Raw genomic sequence first — 17,705 nt, 5'->3', positions numbered from 1 at the left:
CTCTATTCTGCGCTCTGATCCCGCGCGAGATAGGCAAGCCATCCGCCGTACCCGCTGATGTCCGGCGCGTCCTCGAACACGACCGGCTCAGCGAGGAATCCCGCCACCGCGGTGCCGTCCTCGAGCGCGACCCGGCCGATCGTCATGGGCTGGGGCAGGGACGCGACGAACGCACCGAAGCCGTGCGCCGGAAGTGTCCAGACCTCACCCTCGATCGCGTACCCCTCACGCTCGACCCGGCGAAGCCCCGGCTTGGGGGGCACGGTCGGCAGCGCGTGCAGGCGATAGGACTGCGACGTGCGCACCCGGCGCGAGAATCGTCCGCCCGCGGCGATCAGCTGGTGGCCCAGCGGCTGACCCGTGAGATGAGCGCCCACGACCAGGATGTCGATCTGGGCATCCCCGATCCGTCGCGCCAGCTCGGCCAGGCGGCGGTCGCTGAAGGCGGGCGCCGTCAGCATGACGCCGAACGGGAACCCGCCGACCGTTCCCGCGGGGACCGCGAGCGAGGCGTAGTCGAGGAGGTTGGCGAAATTCGTGTAGCGACCCATGCGCGCGTTGGCGCCGATCGGGTCGGCGGCGACCTCGGCGAGCGTCGGATGCCAGGTCGTCGTGGGGGTCAGGAGCGCGTCGGTCCCCTCGAGCAGCCGGGCTCCCGCAAGGCCCAGGCGGCGCAGGCGTTCGCGGTCCCGGAAGGCGTCGATGGCGGTGAACCGCTCGCCGCCTCCGACGATCGTCGCGACCGTCGGGTCGATTTCGCCACCGATGAGTTCCGCGTTCTGGCGGATGAAGTCGCCCACCGCGGCGGTCCGCTCGGCGACGAAGGCCCCGCCGTACAGCAATGCCGCCGCATCGAGCAGCGGGGCGATGTCGACCTCGACGACGTCGACCCCCGACGCCGCGAGTCGCTCGACGACGCCCTGGAACGCCTCGGCCCAGCCCGGCGCGAGCCCCTCGAGGTGCTCGACGGTCGGGATCGCGACGCGCGGCGCGGCCCCCAGTCCCGGCCCGGGCTCCGCGACCCGCACGAGCGGATCGATCCCGTCCGCACCCTCCATCGTCTCGGCCGCGAGACGACCCAGACCGAGGTCGCGGGCGAACACCGTGACCACGTCGATCGACCAGCACGCCGGCACGACGCCGGTCGTCGGGACGAGTCCGACGCTCGGCTTGATCCCGTAGATGCCGTTCAGGGCCGCGGGGACCCGGCCGGACCCGGCGGTGTCGGTGCCCAGGGCGATGTCGACGAAACTCAACGCGACGGCGACCGCGGATCCCGAGCTGGAGCCACCCGAGATGCGGTCGGGCTGCCACGCGTTGCGGACGGCGCCGTAAGGGCTGCGCGTGCCGACGAGGCCCGTCGCGAACTGATCGAGGTTGGTCTTGCCGAGCACGATCGCACCCGCGGCCCGCAGCCGGGCCACGGATGGCGCGTCCGCCTCGGGCGCGTACGCGAACGCGGGGCATCCGGCGGTTGTCGAGAGTCCGGCGACGTCGATGTTGTCCTTGACCGCGACGAGCACGCCCGCGAGCGGGAGGCGCTCGCCCGCGGCGACCCGCGCGTCGAGCGCGCGCGCCTCGGCGAGCACATCGGACTCGTCGCGCAGGGCGATCCACACCTCGGGGCGGTCGGCAGAAGCCATCCGCTCGTACGCCTGCTGGACCTTTTCGACCGCGCTCACGACACTCATGACGAAACCTCCACTGCTGCGAGAACCTGACCGGCGGCGACACGCTCGCCGGGTGAGACATAGACGGCGGCGACACGACCCGCCGCCGGGGACAGGACGGGCGATTCCATCTTCATCGCCTCGAGGACGACGAGCCGGTCGTCGACCTCGACCTGCGACCCCTGCTCCACGTCGACGCGCCACACGCTCGCCGCGAACGGAGCCGTCACGGCCTCGCACCCCTCGGGCACGACGATGTCGGCGGCCGGGGCGGGAGGTGCGTCGTAGGTGCGCTCGAACTCGCCCGAAGCGCGCCACGCATCCTTCTCGGCCGAGAACGCGGCCTGCTGGGTCGTTCGGAACGCCCGGATCGATTCGGCCTCCGCCGCCAGGAACTCCTCGTACTCGGCGAGCGCGAAGCGGCCCTCTTCGGTGCGGAAGTCACCGCGCCCGGCGTCCACGTCTGCGCGCAGGTCGAGCAGTTCCTCGGCCGACACCGGGTACCACTTGATGCGGTCGAAGGGCCGCAGCGCCCAGGGGTTCTCATCGAACAGCGCGCCTCGACGAAAGCGATTCCAGATCTGCACCGTGCGGCCGACGAACTGGTACCCGCCGGGACCCTCCATGCCGTAGATGCACATGTACGCCCCGCCGATTCCGACCGAGTTCTCGGCCGTCCACGTGCGGGCGGGGTTGTATTTCGTCGTCACCAGGCGGTGCCGGGGGTCGACGGGGGTCGCGACCGGCGCGCCCAGGTACACGTCGCCGAGCCCGAGCACGAGGTAATCGGCCTCGAAAACGATGCGCTTCACCTCGTCGGTGCTGTCGAGCCCGTTCACGCGGCGGATGAACTCGATGTTCGACGGCGTCCACGGGGCGTCATCGCGAACGCTCGACATGTACCGGTCGATCGCGAGTTTCGTGGCCGGGTCGTCCCATGACAGCGGCAGGTGCACGATGCGCGAGGGCACCGTGAGTTCGCGCGACGCGGGGAGCGCCTCTTCGATCCGCTGCAGCTCGGCGAGCAGCTCCGAGGCGCGCAGGATGCGGGGATCGGTCTGGATCTGCAGCGAACGGATGCCGGGGGTGACATCCCGCACGCCATCGATTCCGCGCGCGAGCACGGCCTCTTCGAGAGCGTGCACCCGCATGCGCAGGCCGAGATCGAGCACGTTGTCGCCGTACTCGACCAGGATGTTGGCGTCGCCGTCACGCCGGTAAGTCACGGTGGGGGCGAGCATCTCGTCGCCCGCGGTGATCGCTTCGCGTCGGGCGAGGATGCCGTCGTCTCCGTCTCCGCCGCCAGAACCGGCCGTCGCGGTGAGCGGCGCCGCGAACACGAGCGCGTCTTCTTCTCGGATCGCGGCGAAGCGGACGGTGTCGCCGGGGCGCAGCTGCCCGACCTTCCAGAACTCGCCGCTGGCGACGACGGCGGGGCAGACGAATCCGCCGAGGCTCGGGCCATCGAGCCCGAGGATGATCGGGGTGTCGCCCGTGAAGTCGAGCGCACCGACGGCGTAGGGGGTGTCGTGGATGTTGGACGGGTGCAGGCCCGCCTCTCCCCCGTCCTCGCGGGCCCACTGCGGCTTCGGCCCCCGCAGCCGTACGCCGGTGCGGGCGGATTGCACATCGACCTCGTAGACCGCGCGGTAGAGCTCGTCGATGTCGTCGCGGGTGAAGAACTCGGGTGCGGCGTGCGGCCCCTCGAGCACCCCGATCACCCATTCGTGTGTCAGGCGGGGACGCCGCTCGATCGGAGTCGCCGCGGGTGCGGCGGTCCCCTCGAGCGCCCCCGGTCGCAGAACATCCCCGGCGATCAGCGCGCGACCGCCGTGTCCCCCGAACCCGCCGAGCGTGAACGTCGATGCGCTGCCGAGATAGGTCGGCACATCGAACCCTCCACGCACGGCGAGGTAGGCGCGCATGCCGAGGGTCGTCGCGCCCACCGCGACAACGCCGCCGGCCGGAACCTCGAACGGCTCCCACGACCCGACGATGCGGCCATCGACCGTCACGGGAGCCTCGGCGCCCGTCACGCACACGACGGCCGGGGCCGAGAAGCGCAGGCGCGGGCCCGACATCGTGATCTCGAGCGCCGGGGCATCGGCATCGTTCCCCACGGCGAGGTTCGCCTCGCGGAACGACACCGGATCCATGGGCCCCGAGGGCGGCACGCCCACGTTCCAGAGCCCGATACGACCGGGCAGATCCTGCACCGTCGTCATCAGCCCCGGGGCCAGGACATCGATACGCGGGCGCGGGTCATCCGGGTCGCCGAGGGTGCCCGTGTCATGTGCCACGGCGCGCACGACGGGATCGTGACACAGCGCCTCGAGCATCCCGATCCCCGTGACGATGCCGTCGATGCGGGTTTCGGCGAGCGCGTCGCCCAACAGGTCGAGCGCGGCGTCACGGTCAGCGGCGGACGCGATGACCTTGGCGAGCATGGGGTCGTAGTCGGGCGTGACCTCGAGCCCGGTCTCGATCCACGCGTCGACGCGGATGCCGTCGCCCCGGGGGAACGACGCATTCGTCACGAGTCCGGGCGAGGGCGCGAACCCCCGTGCGGGGTCTTCGGCGTAGACGCGGGCCTCGAAAGCGTGGCCGCTCGGAACGTGCTCGGTCTCGAAGACCGCATCGTCGAGCGCGCTCGCGCCGCCGCGCCCGAGCGCCAGCATGAGCGCGACGAGATCGATGCCGAACACGGCCTCGGTGACGGGATGCTCGACCTGCAGGCGCGTGTTGACCTCGAGGAAGGCCGCCTCTTCGCGCACCGGGTCGTAGATGAACTCCACCGTGCCCGCGGACCGATAGCCCACGGATGCCGCGAGCCGACGCGCGGCGTCGTGCATCTGTCGCCGGACGGAATCGGGGAGGTGCGGTGCCGGGGCCTCCTCGATCACCTTCTGGTTGCGTCGCTGCAGCGAGCAGTCGCGGTCGCCGAAGACCGCGACCCGGCCCTCGCCGTCGCCGAAGACCTGCACCTCGACGTGACGCGCGTGCGTGACCAGGCGCTCGAGGAACACCCCGCCCGCCCCGAAGCTGCGCGCGGCCATGGCGGCGACCGCCGCGTACCCCTCGCGCACCTCGTCGGCGGTCGAACAGACGCGCATCCCGATCCCCCCGCCGCCGCCGGTCGCCTTGAGCATGACGGGCAGTCCGACGCGCTCGGCTTCTGAGACCGCCTCCTCGGCGGAAGACAGCAACCCCGTGCCCGCGAGCATCGGCACGCCCGCGGCCTCGGCGTACTCGCGGGCCGTGTGCTTGAGCCCGAACGTCTGGATCTGCTCGGGCGTCGGGCCGATCCAGGCGAGCCCCGCCGCCTCGACCGCGCGGGCCGCCTCGAAATTCTCGGACAGAAAGCCGTAGCCCGGGTGGATGGCACCCGCGCCGTGCTCGATCGCCGCGGCGATGATCGCGTCGCCGCGCAGGTACGACTCGGCGGCAGGCGCGGGGCCCAGGCGCACGGCGACGTCGGCCTCGCGCACGTGCGGGGCGGCGCGGTCCGCGTCCGAGTAGACGGCGACGGTGCGCAGCCCGAGTTCTCTCGCGGAACGGATGATGCGGCGTGCGATCTCGCCGCGGTTCGCGACGAGCAGGGTGTCGAAGGACATCGGAGGCCTCAGGGCTGCGTGGCGGGCTGCGTGACGGGCTGAGTGACGATGGCGCGCAGCGGCGTCACGTTGAAGTCGTTGCAGGGGTTGTTCATCTGCGGGCAGTTCGAGATCACGACGATGACGTCCTTCTCGGCCCGGCAGGCCACGCGTCTGCCGGGAGCGGACATCCCGTCGACGATTCCGAGCGCCCCGTCCGCTTCGACCGGGACGTTCATGAACCAGTTCAGGTTCGACACCAGGTCACGCGCACCGAGCCCCCACTTCTCACCCTCGAACAGGAAGTTCTCGCGGCACGCGTGCTGATACGCGGTGTGGTGGCCGTAGCGCAGGGTGTTCGACTCCTTGCTGCAGGCGCCTCCGATCGTGTCCTGGCGGTCGATCTCGTTGCCGACCACCGTCATGAGCGGCTCGCCGAGGTTCGAGCGCAGCACCGTGCCCACGTCGACGTACGCGTTGCCCTGCCAGGCGAGGGTGTCGGGCACACTGTAGCGCTCGGAGGTGTCGTCGAGCGCGAAGATCAGGCAGTCGCCGGACTGGTTGCCCCCGACATCCACGAGCGTGAACACCTGACCGGCACGGACGACGGCGGACCACGCTGCGCGGGGCGCGATGACGTCGTCGACGACGTTCGTGCCGGGGACGAACGCCTCGGACCAGTCGAGCGGGCTGCCCTCGGCGTAGACGGGACGCGGGGGGACGGTCGTGTGAACCATGGCGCTGCTTCCTTCAGAGTCCGGCGAGGGCCGCGTAGGCGATCGAGTTGCGGTAGGCGCGCTGACGCTCGGGCGTCGCGTCCACGTGGGCGTCCCCCTCGCGACTGGCGCGCTCGGTCCACGCGTGGACGCGGAGGGGCGCGACGACGTAATCGGGGCGCGGATCCCGCGGGTGCGGCGCGTTGGCGATCAGGACGATGAGCGGCAGCTCGGCGAGCAGGTCCACGTGCGTCCCGGCACCGGCGGAACCGCGCCAATCGAAGGCGCCGTCTTCGAGCACCCGCACGCCCTGGAAGAACGAGACCGCCGGTGGGATGTCGCGACGCCCGAGGCCGTGCTTCGCCCCCGCCATCCGGAGCAGGGCGTGCCCCGAAGGGGTCGGACCCTCGGGCGTCGCGTCCCCGTACTTGTGCACGTTCCACGCGTCGCCGGATGCCCCGCAGAACGCGTCGTGATGACCGGACGTGTCTTCGAGGATCGTCGCGAGCACGCGCCCGTCGCCCGACAGCAGGGGGTGGTGGGCACCGAGATACGCCTGCCATGGGATCTTCTGCGTATCGGCGACGTTCAGCCGCTCACCCGGATTCAGGGCATTGAACATCACGACGCTCGCCGAGGCGTCCCCCTCGGGGTCCTCGAGCCGGATGCGCGTGCCCCGGGCCACGCGCAGGTGCGTGTAGCCACCGGGCGCCACGGTCTCGGACCACAGCAGCGTCGCCGGATCGATCCCCACGGGCGGGGTCGGCGTTCCGCTTGCCGGGACATATGGCATCCAGCGCGACTGCGTCTCGCGTGCCCGCGCATCCGCCCGCGCCTGCCCGACGCTGCCGAGAGCCTCGCTGCGGCCCATGTTGTCGAGAGTCGAGTCGTCGAGGGGCATGCCGTCTCCATTTCTGTCAACTGACAGAAATTACACCAGACGAACGTTTCCCCCGTGTTTCGAGACGCCGCGAACCGCGACCCCACTCATCCGGAGCCTCACTCATCCACTCGCGCGGGGGAAGAACCGCTCGATCGACCCCCGCGCCTACTCGTTGGCGAGCAGCGCAACCGGATAGGTCGCCAGCAAGTCGGCGAGCGGCACCTCGCCACCCTCGAACCGACGACCGGTCAGCAGATCGACCGCGGGCACCGCCGGGCGCAGCAGGACCGTGTCCTGCCATCCCCCGAGCGCCTCGAGACCGACGGGCAGACGCGTCGCGACGGCCTGCACGCCACCGCGATCGTAGGCGATCGCGTGCTGCGCGGCCGACCCGACGACCGTGAGGGGTGTGTAGCGCGTGAAGAGCTCGGCGCGATAGCGACGCGTGCGGAGCGCACGCGAGGTCACGAGCATTTTGGCGGCACCGGAGGCGTCCACGGCGGGCAACTCCCCCGCCTCGAATGCCGAATCGATCCTGGCGAGCATCTCGGCGCGCGCGGCGAAGTCGACGGCACGGCGGTTGTCGGGGTCGACCAGGCTCATCTCCCACAGTTCCGACCCCTGGTAGACATCGGGAACACCCGGCGCGGTCAGCTGCAGCAGCTTCGCCGAGAGCGAGTTCGACCACCCGTAGGGCGCGACCTCGGCGACGAGCGATTCCAGGATCGCGGATGCCTCGCCGTTGTCGAACGCGGCGTCCACCAGCTCGTGCATCCGGGCTTCGAAGGCCTCGTCCTGATCCCACCACCCGGTCGATTCGGCGGCCTCACGAGCCGCCTTCTCCGCATAGGCGTGCAGGCGTTCGCGCGATGCGGGCCACGCTCCGACGATCGCCTGCCAGAGGAGGTTGTCGAACCCGCCGTGTCCGGTCGAGGCGATGGCCCGCAGTGCCGACAGGGACTCGAGCCAGCGCGCGGGAAGCTCGCTCAGCACCGACAGGCGTGCGCGCACGTCCTCGCCGCGCTTCGTGTCATGGGTCGAGAGGGTCGTCATCGCGTGGGGCCAGGATGCCTGGCGCGTTGCCTGTGCGGCGTGGAAGCCGGGCACGTCGAGCGCGAACTCGGACGGGTCGGCACCGACCTCGGTCAGGGATCCGAGGCGCGAGGCGCGATAGAACGCGGTGTCCTCGACGCCCTTGGCCATGACGGGCCCGGTCGTCTGCTGGAACCGACGCGCCACCTCGAGCGACGCATCCGCCAGCTGCGGCACGATGCTGTCGAAGGCTCCCGCCAGGTCAGGGCGGCGACTCATGGCGAGCCCCGCCGCGGCGTCGAGCGCCTCACGTCCGGCGGGAAGGTACGAGCGATACACGGGGAAGCAGGCGAGCAACTCCGCGATCGCGTCCGCGGCACCCGAGACGGGCTCGTCGAGCAGCCGCACGAGGCGCGCGACCTCGGCGCCCTGGATCGTGTCGGCGATGGTGCGCTTGGTGTCGTGGATGAGGTCGTCCCACGATGCCTGCGGCGCGAGCCCGTCGTCGGCACGCACGGCGGCGTCGATCGCGTCGAGCGCGTCCTCGCCGGCCGGGTCGATCAGCACACGATCGATCACGGCGAGCGCGTCGTAACCGGTCGTGCCATCCGTCCGCCACCAGCTGGGCAGCGTCTCGCCGTGCTCGAGGATCTTCTCCACCAGAACGTATGCGCCGCCGGTCGCCTCGGCGAGACGGTCGAGGTACGCGCCCGGATCGAGCAGGCCATCGGGGTGGTCGACCCGGATGCCGTCGACCAGGCCATCGCCGACCCAGCGCAGGATCTCGGCGTGTGCCTCGTCGAACACCCACGGGATCTCGACCCGGACGCCCGCCAGGGTCGTCACGGCGAAGAAGCGCCGGTAGTTCAGCTCGGCGGCCTCGCGTCGCCAGAACATCAACTCGTAGTGCTGGCGGTCGACGATCGCCCGCACGACCTCGGGGTTCTCGAGGTCGTCGCGTTCGTTCCCCTCGACCGTGTCCGGCGCGAGGGGGAAGACGTTGTCGAAGTACTGCAGGGTGCCGTGCGGAGCCTCCTGCGTCTGTGCGAGCGCGATGCGGATCTCGCCCGCGTCGATGATGTCGCCCAGCTCTCCGCCGAGCACCGGGACACGCACGCGCCCCCCGCCGAATTCCCAGTCCACATCGAACGCCTCGGCGTACCGGGAGCCGCGCCCGTGGGTGAGCAGGTCCCACCACCACGGGTTCTGCGCCGGAACCGAGACGCCCATGTGGTTCGGCACCGTGTCGACGAGGATCCCGAGGCCCGCATCACGAGCGGATGCGACGAACCGGTCGAGTCCCTCCGCCCCACCCCGTGCGGGGTCGACGAGGCTCGGGTCGACGACGTCGTAACCGTGGTCGGAGCCCTCGGTCGCCTTCAGCAGCGGCGACAGGTACGCCCAGTCCGCACCGAGATCACGGAGATATCGCGTGATGGATGCCGCCGCATGCAGGTCGAAAGAGGGGCGGATCTGCAACCGATAGGTCGAAAGCGGTCGTCTCGTCACTGCATCTCCGAGCGGATCGGGTCACCCGACATCTCATCGACCTGGCTCTGCGCCAGCACGGCCAGCGACGCGGCAACCGAGTGGTCGACGTCCGGTTCGGGAACAGTGTGGGCGCGCAAGACGACGAGCGACGTCGCCGCGAGACGCAGGATTCCACCGGGTTCCACGGGTGCGCTGTCGGCGAGCTCGCCCGCAGTGTCGATGAGGATGTCCCACTTCGGCGAGTACTTCGTGTCCGGCAGGTGGAAGTCGATGATCTCGTCGCCCGCGCTGAACAGAATCAGGAAGTGCTTGTCGACGATGGGCTCGCCCCGCCGGTCCCGCTCGCGGATACCGCCACCGTTGAGGAACACCCCGATCGCGCGCCCGAAGCCCGAGTCCCAGTCCTCGGGCTGCATGGCGGATCCGTCGGGACGCAGCCACACGATGTCCGGAATCGGCGCGCCCTCGTGCATCTTCACCGGGCGACCGTCGAAGAAGCGTGACCGGCGGAACGTCGGGTGGTCTTTCCGCAGCCGCGCGACCGCGGCCGTGAATTCGAGCAGCGGGTGATCGACGGCGCTCCAGTCGACCCACGTCAGTTCGTTGTCCTGCGCGTACCCGTTGTTGTTGCCCTGTTGCGTCCGGCCCAGTTCGTCGCCGTGCAGGAGCATCGGTACGCCCTGCGAGAGCAGCAGGGTCGCGATGAAGTTGCGCTGCTGGCGAGCACGCAGGGTGAGGACCTCGGGGTCATCCGTCGGCCCCTCGATACCGAAGTTGAACGATCGGTTGTGCGACTCCCCGTCGTTGTTGTCTTCGCCGTTGGCCTCGTTGTGCTTGTCGTTGTAACTCACGAGGTCGCGCAGGGTGAATCCGTCGTGCGCCGTGACGAAGTTGATGGATGCGACGGGTCGGCGCCCCGAGTGCTCGTACAGGTCGGCCGACCCCGTGAGACGCGAGGCGAACTCGCCGAGCGCCTGCGGCTCGCCCCGCCAGAAGTCGCGCACCGTGTCGCGGTACTTGCCGTTCCACTCGGTCCACTGGGGCGGGAAGTTGCCCACCTGGTACCCGCCCGGTCCGATGTCCCACGGCTCGGCGATGAGCTTGACCTGCGAGACCACGGGGTCCTGCTGAACGAGCTCGAAGAAGGTCGACAGGCGATCCACCTCGTAGAACTCACGAGCGAGCGTCGAGGCGAGATCGAACCGGAAGCCGTCGACGTGCATCTCGAGCACCCAGTACCGCAGCGAGTCCATGATGAGCTGCAGGGTGTGCGGATTGCCGACGTTCATGCTGTTGCCGGTGCCCGTGTAGTCGGTGTAGTACCGCTTGTCGTCGTCTTCGAGCCGGTAGTACGCGGCATTGTCGATGCCACGCATCGACAGCGTCGGACCCAGGTGGTTGCCCTCGGCGGTGTGGTTGTAGACGACGTCGAGGATGACCTCGATGCCCGCGGCGTGGAGCGAGCGCACCATGCCCTTGAACTCCTGCACCTGCTGTCCCAGATCGCCCTGGGATGCATACGTGTTCTGCGGGGCGAGGAAGGCGATGGTGTTGTATCCCCAATAGTTCGACAGGCCCTTCTCTTCGAGCGTGCTGTCGTTGACGAATTGATGCACCGGCATGAGCTCGATCGCCGTGACGCCGAGCTTGACGAGGTGATCGATCATGGCCGGGTGGCCGATGGCACTGTAGGTGCCGCGGATCTCGTCGGGGATGCCGGGGTGCAGCATCGTCAGGCCCTTGACGTGGCCCTCGTAGATGAACGACGACGCGTACGGGGTCCGGGGCTGTCGGTCGCCCGCCCAGTCGAAGAAGGGGTTGATGACGACGCCCATCATCATGTCGGCCGCCGAATCCTCGTCATTGCGCGAATCGGGATCGCCGAAGTTGTAGCCGAAGACGGCCTGCCCCCAGTTCACCTGGCCGGCGACGGCCTTGGCGTAGGGGTCCAGGAGCAGCTTGTTGGGGTTGAAGCGGTGCCCCTCGGCGACATCATCGGGCCCGTGGACCCGATATCCGTAGCGCTGCCCCGGCCCCACCTGCGGCAGGTACGCGTGCCAGACGAAGGCGTCGACATCGATCAGGTCGACTTGTGTCTCGGTCCCGTCTTCCTCGAAGAGACAGAGTTGAACGCGTTCGGCCGCCTCACTGAACAGCGCGAAGTTGGTGCCGTTCCCGTCGTATGTCGCACCGAGTGGATATGTCGAGCCAGGCCAAGTCTGCACCGGCACAGACTACCGACCGCGGCTGTCAGCCCGTGGTGGCTTGCGCTTCGGGAACGGGTGCCCTATGAGCTAGAAGCGAAGGTCGATGGCCGGATCCCACGCACGAGCGTGAGGCCCGCGCGGCAGGAGCTCGCCCTCGACGATCTCGTACTCGACGCCCCCGTCGAAGAACTCGCGCGGCAGGCTCGTCGGAGATCGATTCGCACCCGTCGGATTCTCGCCGGTCATGCCGCACCCCTGATTCTCCGCGCCCCTGGCTTCGCTCGCACCGCTCTGCATCGACACCCGCTGTTCTGCATCGATACCCACTGTGCGGCAGTCCACGCGTCCGCGTAACCCGATTGACTTAGCGACGAGACACGCGTACGGGACGAAACCCGTCGGCGCACCCGCAGTCTGCGATTAGTCTGAACGTGTGGGCACTATCTACTACGGCGGCGACGCATCTGCCATCGACATCGAGGACCGCGCGCTGGCGCACCTGAAGGTCGTCATCGCAACAAAGCTCCGCCGCGGTGAGAGCTTCACGCTCACCTGGCGACACCCGGAAGGTCAGCCGCGGGGGCGCAGCACGGTGTGGCTGAGCCCGTCGATCCCGTTGCGTTTCGTCTTCGACGACCCAGAACCCGCCGTGCTGAGCCGCGAATGGATGGAAGAACTCGCTCAGTCCGCCAACTCGTCCGGCGGGATCATGCTCGTCGCCGAGCATTTCGACGTCGACGCGTCGGAGAACGAGACGACGATCGAGGTCGGCGCCATCGTCGCGAAGGACGTCGACGTCGAGAACGCCACGGTGGGATCGGTCCGGCGGAAGGCCGCGCCGAAGTCGCGGCCGAAGTCCAAGGTCGACGTCGGCGACTGAGCCACCGGCGTCACGCGGGCGCTCGTCAGGAGTCGAACGGCATCTCTTCCTGCGGTTCCGGGACGACGAACAGGCCGTTCGGGCTGCTCGCAGAAACCATGAGTGACTCGATCCAGAGGCGGTTGAGACGCGGTTCGCGGCTCCCGTGGAATGCGAACTGCATCGGCACGGACGGGTGCATCCAGAAGCTCCGCCGCGAAATGCCCTCGCTGTCGAGATCGACCGTGAACATGAACGACTCCGAACGGCGGAGCTTGTTCATGATCACGATCCGCAGGTGGGCAAGCGTCCGGTCTTCGATGTCGATCGAGTTGTTGAGTGTGTCGTAGATGAAGCGGCCCATAGGGCGAGCCTAACGGCGTGGACCGCCGCGCGACACCGCCGTCATGCCCCCGGCGGCGGGTCCAGCAGAAGCGCGAGACGCTCATCGAGGTAGCCCGCGAGCGGGACGAGTCCGGCAGCGGGACTCCAACGGATGCTGGGTGCGCTTGCCACGAGGGCCAGCGGCCCCGTCGGCTCCCCTCGTCCGAGCGCCGACAGGTCGAGGACTCTCCAGTCCAGGTGGACCGTCTCGCCGTCCGCGAAGCCACCGCGCGTCGCTGCCGCGGCGACCTCTGCCCGAGCGCGCGCGGCATCCGAGGCGAACCCGCGGCGACCGGGGTCACCCGCTCGCACCACGTTCCCGGCCGCGTAGACGTCCCGCTCGCCGATCAAGAGCACACCCAGGCGCCACGCGTCGCCGCGGGGCACGATCTTCGGCGAGCGCAGCCCCGCCAGGACCCGAGGACGCACGACCTCGCCGAGCCGCTCGCGCGGTGCGCCTGCGGCCCGAAGACGAGCACGCGCGGCATCCAGGAGAGTCTCCGCGTCATCCACCACATCGCTATTGTGCTCGGCTCATCGACACCGCGGCGTACATCCGGAAGGAACGATGCGGCCCGATGGCCCCGAGGCCGGCCTCACAGGGCGTCAGGAGCACCACGGTTCCTTTCCGGTGTTCGGGCAATCCATGAGGGCCGCGTGAGGATTCTGCCCACGGCCGTATGGAAATCGTGAGGATCACGCGCAACGCACGCCCCGAGGAGTGAGATCGAGGTCGCGGGCGCCGCACGCCCCGTCATCCAGAACCTCACCAGGAGTTCCCGTGCTCGATCTGATCTATGTCCTCGCGACCGCCGCGCTGTTCGCGCTCGTCGCCCTGGTCGCCCGGGGAGTCGAGCGACTGGGCCCACGATCCGGAGGCTCCGTCCAGCGCGAAGCGATCGATGGAGGGGACCGGGGATGACGTTCTTCTCCGTCCTCGCGGCGATCCTCGCGGTGGCCGCCCTCGTGTACCTCGTGGTCGCCCTCGTCGATCCGGAGCGCTTCTGATGAACCCGTTCATGAACGCCGAGACGGTCCTGTTCGGCGTGCTGCAGGGCGGTGCGCTCCTGATCCTGCTCGCCCTGCTCTACCGTCCCCTCGGCGACTACATCGCGCACGTCTATACGAGTCCGCGCGACCTGCGCGTCGAACGCGTGACCTACCGCGCGATCGGCGTGGACCCACGGGCCACCCAGACCTGGCAGGCATACCTGCGCAGCGTGCTGCTGTTCTCGCTCGTCGGCGTCCTGTTCGTGTACGCGCTGCAGCGCACGCAGGCGATCCTGCCCGGCTCGCTCGGCCTGCCCGCCGTCGGCGAGGGGCTCGCGTTCAACACGGCGATCTCGTTCGTGACCAACACCAACTGGCAGTCGTACTCGCCCGAGCTGACGCTGGGGTATACCGTCCAGCTCGCGGGGCTCGCGGTGCAGAACTTCGTCTCGTCGGCCGTCGGCATCGCCGTGGCGATCGCGCTCGTGCGGGCCTTCGCGGCTCGCCGTTCGGGCACGATCGGCAACTTCTGGGTCGACCTCGTCCGCGGCGTCACGCGCATCCTGCTGCCCGTCTCGATCGTCGCGGCGATCGTCCTGATCGCCGGCGGCGTCGTCCAGAACTTCTCGGGCTTCACCGACGTCACGACCCTCTCGGGCTCCGCGCAGAGCCTCCCGGGGGGCCCTGTCGCGTCACAAGAGGCCATCAAGATCCTCGGTACCAACGGCGGCGGTTTCTTCAACGCCAACTCCGCGCACCCGTTCGAGAACCCCGCTCCGTGGACCAACCTCGTCGAGCTGTTGCTGCTGCTCGCGATCCCCGTCAGTCTGCCGCGCGCGTTCGGGCGGATCATCGGCGACAACCGCCAGGGCTACGCGATCCTCGCAGCCATGGCGACCATCGCGATCGCGTCGATCACGATCGGGTCGTGGCTCGAAGCCATGGGGCACGGCACGGCGCCGCAGCTCGCCGGTGCCCCGATGGAGGGCAAAGAGACCCGTTTCGGCATCCTCGGCTCCACGCTGTTCGCCGGGGCCACGACCCTGACATCGACGGGCGCCGTCAACTCGATGCACGACAGCTACACCGCGCTCGGCGGCATGATGCCGATGCTCAACATGATGCTCGGCGAGGTCGCGCCCGGCGGAGTCGGGTCCGGGCTCTACGGCATGCTCATCCTCGCCGTCCTCGCGGTGTTCATCGGCGGGCTCTTGGTCGGCCGCGGGCCCGAATACCTCGGCAAGCGGATCGGACCGCGCGAGATCAAGCTCGCGAGCCTGTACATCCTCGTCACACCGTCGCTCGTGCTGCTCGGCACGGCCGCGAGCTTCGCGGTCCCGGGGGTGCGGCAGGACGTCGAATCGGTGTCGATCTGGAACCCCGGCATCCACGGGCTGAGCGAGGTGCTCTACGCGTTCACCTCGGCCGCGAACAACAACGGCTCGGCCTTCGCGGGGCTCACCGCCAACACCCCGTGGCTCAACACGGCACTCGCCGTCGCGATGCTGCTCGGACGCTTCGTACCGATGGTGCTGGTGCTCGCGCTTGCCGGGTCGATCGCCGCTCAGGACTCGGTGCCCGCGACATCCGGCACCCTCCCGACGCACCGGCCCCAGTTCGTCGGGCTGCTCGTCGGAGTCACGGTCATCGTCACCGCACTCACCTACTTCCCCGTGCTCGCGCTCGGGCCTCTCGCCGAAGGGCTTGTCTGATCATGTCCACCGCAGCCCACGCCCCCGCCCACACTCACACCCAGGCCGCACCCGCCCGCGCGTTCGGGTGGGGAACCCTCCTGGCAGCCCTGCCCGGGGCATTCCGCAAGCTCAACCCGGGCGCCCTCGTGCGAAACCCGGTGATGTTCCTCGTGTGGGTCGGCGCGGCGTTGACCACGCTGATCGCCGTCGCCGAGTCCTTCGTGGGCGGGGCCGAGTCCTCGGGCGGCGCGCCCGTTCCCGCGGGCTTCACCTGGGGCATCGCGATCTGGCTCTGGATCACGGTCCTGTTCGCGAACGTGGCCGAGTCGGTGGCGGAGGGGCGCGGCAAGGCGCAGGCGGCGAGCCTGCGCAAGACGCGCACCAGCACGATGGCGTCCGTCATCACGCGATACGACGCGGGAGCGGATGCCTCGGCCGAACGCGCCGAGTTCGCCACCGTGCCTTCCGGGGATCTGCGCCCGGGCGACCACGTCGTCGTCACGGCGGGCGAGCTCATCCCCGGCGACGGGGACATCGTGTGGGGCATCGCGACCGTGGACGAGTCGGCCATCACGGGCGAGTCGGCCCCCGTCGTGCGCGAATCGGGCGGCGACCGGAGCGCCGTCACGGGCGGCACCCGTGTGCTCTCGGACCGCATCGTCGTGCGCATCACGTCCAAGCCCGGCGAGACGTTCGTCGACCGGATGATCGCCCTGGTCGAGGGGGCGAGCCGCCAGAAGACCCCCAACGAGATCGCCCTCGGGATCCTGCTGGCGAGCCTGTCGATCGTGTTCCTGATCGTCGTGCTGACGCTCAACCCGATCGCGTCCTACGCCGCTTCGCCGGTGAGCATTCCGGTGCTCGTGGCACTGCTCGTCTGCCTCATCCCGACGACGATCGGAGCGCTGCTGTCGGCCATCGGCATCGCCGGCATGGACCGGCTGGTGCAGCGGAACGTGTTGGCCCTCTCGGGCCGCGCCGTCGAGGCGGCGGGCGACGTCACCACCCTGCTGCTCGACAAGACCGGAACGATCACCTACGGCAACCGTCGCGCGAGCGACTTCGTGCGGATGTCCGGGGTCGGCGATGACGAACTGGCCCGTGCGGCTGCGCTCTCGTCGCTCGCGGATCCGACGCCCGAGGGTACCTCGATCGTCGAACTCGCAACCGCGCGGGGGTTCACCGCGACGCAACCGGCTGGCGCGGTGTTCGTGCCGTTCACCGCGCAGACCCGCATGAGCGGGCTCGACCTGGGCGACGGCACGCAGGTGCGGAAGGGTGCGGGGTCGGCGGTCACGGCATGGCTCGAGGCATCCGGCGTCGAACTTGCGGCCGATCTGCGCGCCCAGCTGACGGCCGAGACGGATGCGATCGCGCAGGGCGGCGGCACACCCCTGGTCGTCGCGACCCTCGACCCGGCGGGGAGGGGCCGTGTGCTGGGCGTCGTGCACCTCAAGGACATCGTCAAGGAGGGGCTGCGCGAGCGCTTCGGCGAGCTCCGGGCCATGGGCATCCGGACCGTCATGATCACGGGCGACAACCCGCTCACGGCGAAGGCGATCGCGGCCGAGGCCGGGGTCGACGACTACCTGGCCGAGGCGACGCCCGAGGACAAGCTCGCCCTCATCCGCCGCGAACAGCAGGGCGGCAACCTCGTCGCGATGACCGGCGACGGCACGAACGATGCCCCGGCTCTCGCTCAGGCTGATGTCGGGGTCGCGATGAACACGGGTACCTCGGCGGCGAAAGAGGCCGGCAACATGGTCGACCTGGACTCCGACCCGACCAAGCTCATCGACATCGTCCGGATCGGCAAGCAGCTGCTCATCACGCGCGGCGCACTGACGACGTTCTCGCTGGCGAACGACGTCGCCAAGTACTTCGCGATCATCCCGGCGATGTTCATGGGCGTCTTTCCCGGGCTCGCGGCGCTGAACATCATGCAGCTGCACTCCCCCGCATCCGCCGTCACGAGCGCGATCGTCTTCAACGCGATCGTCATCGTCTTCCTCATTCCGCTGGCGCTGCGCGGCGTGCGCTATCGGCCGGCGAGTGCGTCGACCATCCTGAGCCGCAACCTGCTGGTGTACGGCCTCGGGGGCGTGCTCGTCCCCTTCATCGGCATCAAGCTCATCGACCTCGTCGTGAGCCTCATCCCGGGCTTCTGACCCGTCCCCTGGAGACAC

13 protein-coding genes and 1 pseudogene are annotated in these 17,705 nt (G+C 69.6%); 5 read left to right on the top strand and 9 right to left on the bottom strand.

From position 1 onward, the window contains the following. Positions 1 to 2: 2 nt before the first annotated feature. The 7 genes from atzF to CGU35_RS01325 all read right to left on the bottom strand — a co-directional run bounded on the left by atzF (position 3) and on the right by CGU35_RS01325 (position 11,838). On the bottom strand, positions 3 to 1,691 hold the full coding sequence (gene atzF, locus CGU35_RS01355) for an allophanate hydrolase (RefSeq protein ID WP_181003489.1): 1,689 nt from the start codon (positions 1,689 to 1,691) through the stop codon (positions 3 to 5). Beyond that, positions 1,688 to 5,284 (bottom strand): urea carboxylase, encoded by a 3,597-nt coding sequence (gene uca / locus CGU35_RS01350; protein ID WP_100809864.1) that lies wholly within the window; start codon positions 5,282 to 5,284, stop codon positions 1,688 to 1,690. Before uca ends, atzF begins: the two co-directional genes overlap by 4 nt. 8 nt (positions 5,285 to 5,292) lie before the next feature. Next, a complete protein-coding gene (locus CGU35_RS01345) occupies positions 5,293 to 6,000 on the bottom strand; it encodes an urea amidolyase associated protein UAAP2 (protein ID WP_100809863.1) in 708 nt (235 codons plus the stop codon). A gap of 13 nt (positions 6,001 to 6,013) precedes the next feature. Continuing rightward, the gene (locus CGU35_RS01340) at positions 6,014 to 6,880 is read right to left on the bottom strand and encodes an urea amidolyase associated protein UAAP1 (RefSeq protein ID WP_100809862.1); all 867 of its coding nucleotides are present in this window, start codon (positions 6,878 to 6,880) and stop codon (positions 6,014 to 6,016) included. Between the two features lie 147 nt (positions 6,881 to 7,027). Next, complete coding sequence (treY, locus tag CGU35_RS01335) at positions 7,028 to 9,403, bottom strand: malto-oligosyltrehalose synthase (protein WP_100809861.1); 2,376 nt, start codon at positions 9,401 to 9,403, stop codon at positions 7,028 to 7,030. Beyond that, the gene (glgX, locus tag CGU35_RS01330) at positions 9,400 to 11,610 is read right to left on the bottom strand and encodes a glycogen debranching protein GlgX (RefSeq protein ID WP_100810071.1); all 2,211 of its coding nucleotides are present in this window, start codon (positions 11,608 to 11,610) and stop codon (positions 9,400 to 9,402) included. Before glgX ends, treY begins: the two co-directional genes overlap by 4 nt. A gap of 69 nt (positions 11,611 to 11,679) precedes the next feature. Further along, on the bottom strand, positions 11,680 to 11,838 hold the full coding sequence (locus CGU35_RS01325) for a hypothetical protein (RefSeq protein WP_157813864.1): 159 nt from the start codon (positions 11,836 to 11,838) through the stop codon (positions 11,680 to 11,682). 187 nt (positions 11,839 to 12,025) lie between these two features. Between CGU35_RS01325 and CGU35_RS01320 the strand changes: the two are divergent. Beyond that, a pseudogene (locus CGU35_RS01320) lies at positions 12,026 to 12,325 on the top strand (DUF7882 family protein); the annotation flags it as partial. A 172-nt stretch (positions 12,326 to 12,497) separates the two neighbouring features. Here the strand turns inward: CGU35_RS01320 and CGU35_RS01315 are convergent. Beyond that, positions 12,498 to 12,815, bottom strand: a complete 318-nt coding sequence (locus tag CGU35_RS01315; RefSeq protein WP_100809859.1) for a DUF7882 family protein — start codon at positions 12,813 to 12,815, stop codon at positions 12,498 to 12,500. Positions 12,816 to 12,856: 41 nt separating this feature from the next. Further along, entirely contained in the window at positions 12,857 to 13,351 is a 495-nt protein-coding gene (locus CGU35_RS01310; protein WP_232711099.1) for a glutaminase, read from the bottom strand. Positions 13,352 to 13,616: 265 nt separating this feature from the next. On the opposite strand from CGU35_RS01310, the gene CGU35_RS01305 reads away from it, so the two are divergent. From CGU35_RS01305 to kdpB, 4 genes are read left to right on the top strand one after another with little or no spacing between them, the layout of a single operon-like run. Beyond that, complete coding sequence (locus CGU35_RS01305; protein ID WP_232711098.1) at positions 13,617 to 13,757, top strand: hypothetical protein; 141 nt, start codon at positions 13,617 to 13,619, stop codon at positions 13,755 to 13,757. Further along, positions 13,754 to 13,843, top strand: coding sequence for a potassium-transporting ATPase subunit F (locus CGU35_RS01300; RefSeq protein WP_100809857.1), 90 nt, complete (start codon positions 13,754 to 13,756; stop codon positions 13,841 to 13,843). The genes CGU35_RS01305 and CGU35_RS01300 overlap by 4 nt, the downstream gene beginning before the upstream one ends. Before the next feature lie 11 nt (positions 13,844 to 13,854). Beyond that, complete coding sequence (gene kdpA / locus CGU35_RS01295; protein WP_100810069.1) at positions 13,855 to 15,537, top strand: potassium-transporting ATPase subunit KdpA; 1,683 nt, start codon at positions 13,855 to 13,857, stop codon at positions 15,535 to 15,537. Positions 15,538 to 15,539: 2 nt separating this feature from the next. Further along, positions 15,540 to 17,687 carry a potassium-transporting ATPase subunit KdpB gene (kdpB, locus tag CGU35_RS01290; RefSeq protein WP_100809856.1) on the top strand — a complete coding sequence of 716 codons (2,148 nt, stop codon included), beginning with the start codon at positions 15,540 to 15,542 and terminating at the stop codon, positions 17,685 to 17,687. Positions 17,688 to 17,705 lie beyond the last annotated feature (18 nt).

The organism is Microbacterium sp. BR1 (assembly GCF_002812725.1).
Taxonomy (GTDB): domain Bacteria; phylum Actinomycetota; class Actinomycetes; order Actinomycetales; family Microbacteriaceae; genus Microbacterium.
The sequence above is the reverse complement of the archived record's forward strand: the minus strand, read 5'-3'. Positions and strand labels throughout refer to the sequence as shown.

Excerpts from the sequence above, each read along its gene's own strand:
- CGU35_RS01315 (WP_100809859.1), bottom strand. The coding sequence starts at position 12,815 with ATGGGCCGCTTCATCTACGACACACTCAACAACTCGATCGACATCGAA.
- CGU35_RS01345 (WP_100809863.1), bottom strand. The coding sequence starts at position 6,000 with ATGGTTCACACGACCGTCCCCCCGCGTCCCGTCTACGCCGAGGGCAGC.
- kdpA (WP_100810069.1), top strand. The coding sequence starts at position 13,855 with ATGAACGCCGAGACGGTCCTGTTCGGCGTGCTGCAGGGCGGTGCGCTC.
- CGU35_RS01300 (WP_100809857.1), top strand. The coding sequence starts at position 13,754 with ATGACGTTCTTCTCCGTCCTCGCGGCGATCCTCGCGGTGGCCGCCCTC.
- uca (WP_100809864.1), bottom strand. The coding sequence starts at position 5,284 with ATGTCCTTCGACACCCTGCTCGTCGCGAACCGCGGCGAGATCGCACGC.
- CGU35_RS01340 (WP_100809862.1), bottom strand. The coding sequence starts at position 6,880 with ATGCCCCTCGACGACTCGACTCTCGACAACATGGGCCGCAGCGAGGCT.
- atzF (WP_181003489.1), bottom strand. The coding sequence starts at position 1,691 with ATGAGTGTCGTGAGCGCGGTCGAAAAGGTCCAGCAGGCGTACGAGCGG.
- kdpB (WP_100809856.1), top strand. The coding sequence starts at position 15,540 with ATGTCCACCGCAGCCCACGCCCCCGCCCACACTCACACCCAGGCCGCA.
- CGU35_RS01325 (WP_157813864.1), bottom strand. The coding sequence starts at position 11,838 with ATGACCGGCGAGAATCCGACGGGTGCGAATCGATCTCCGACGAGCCTG.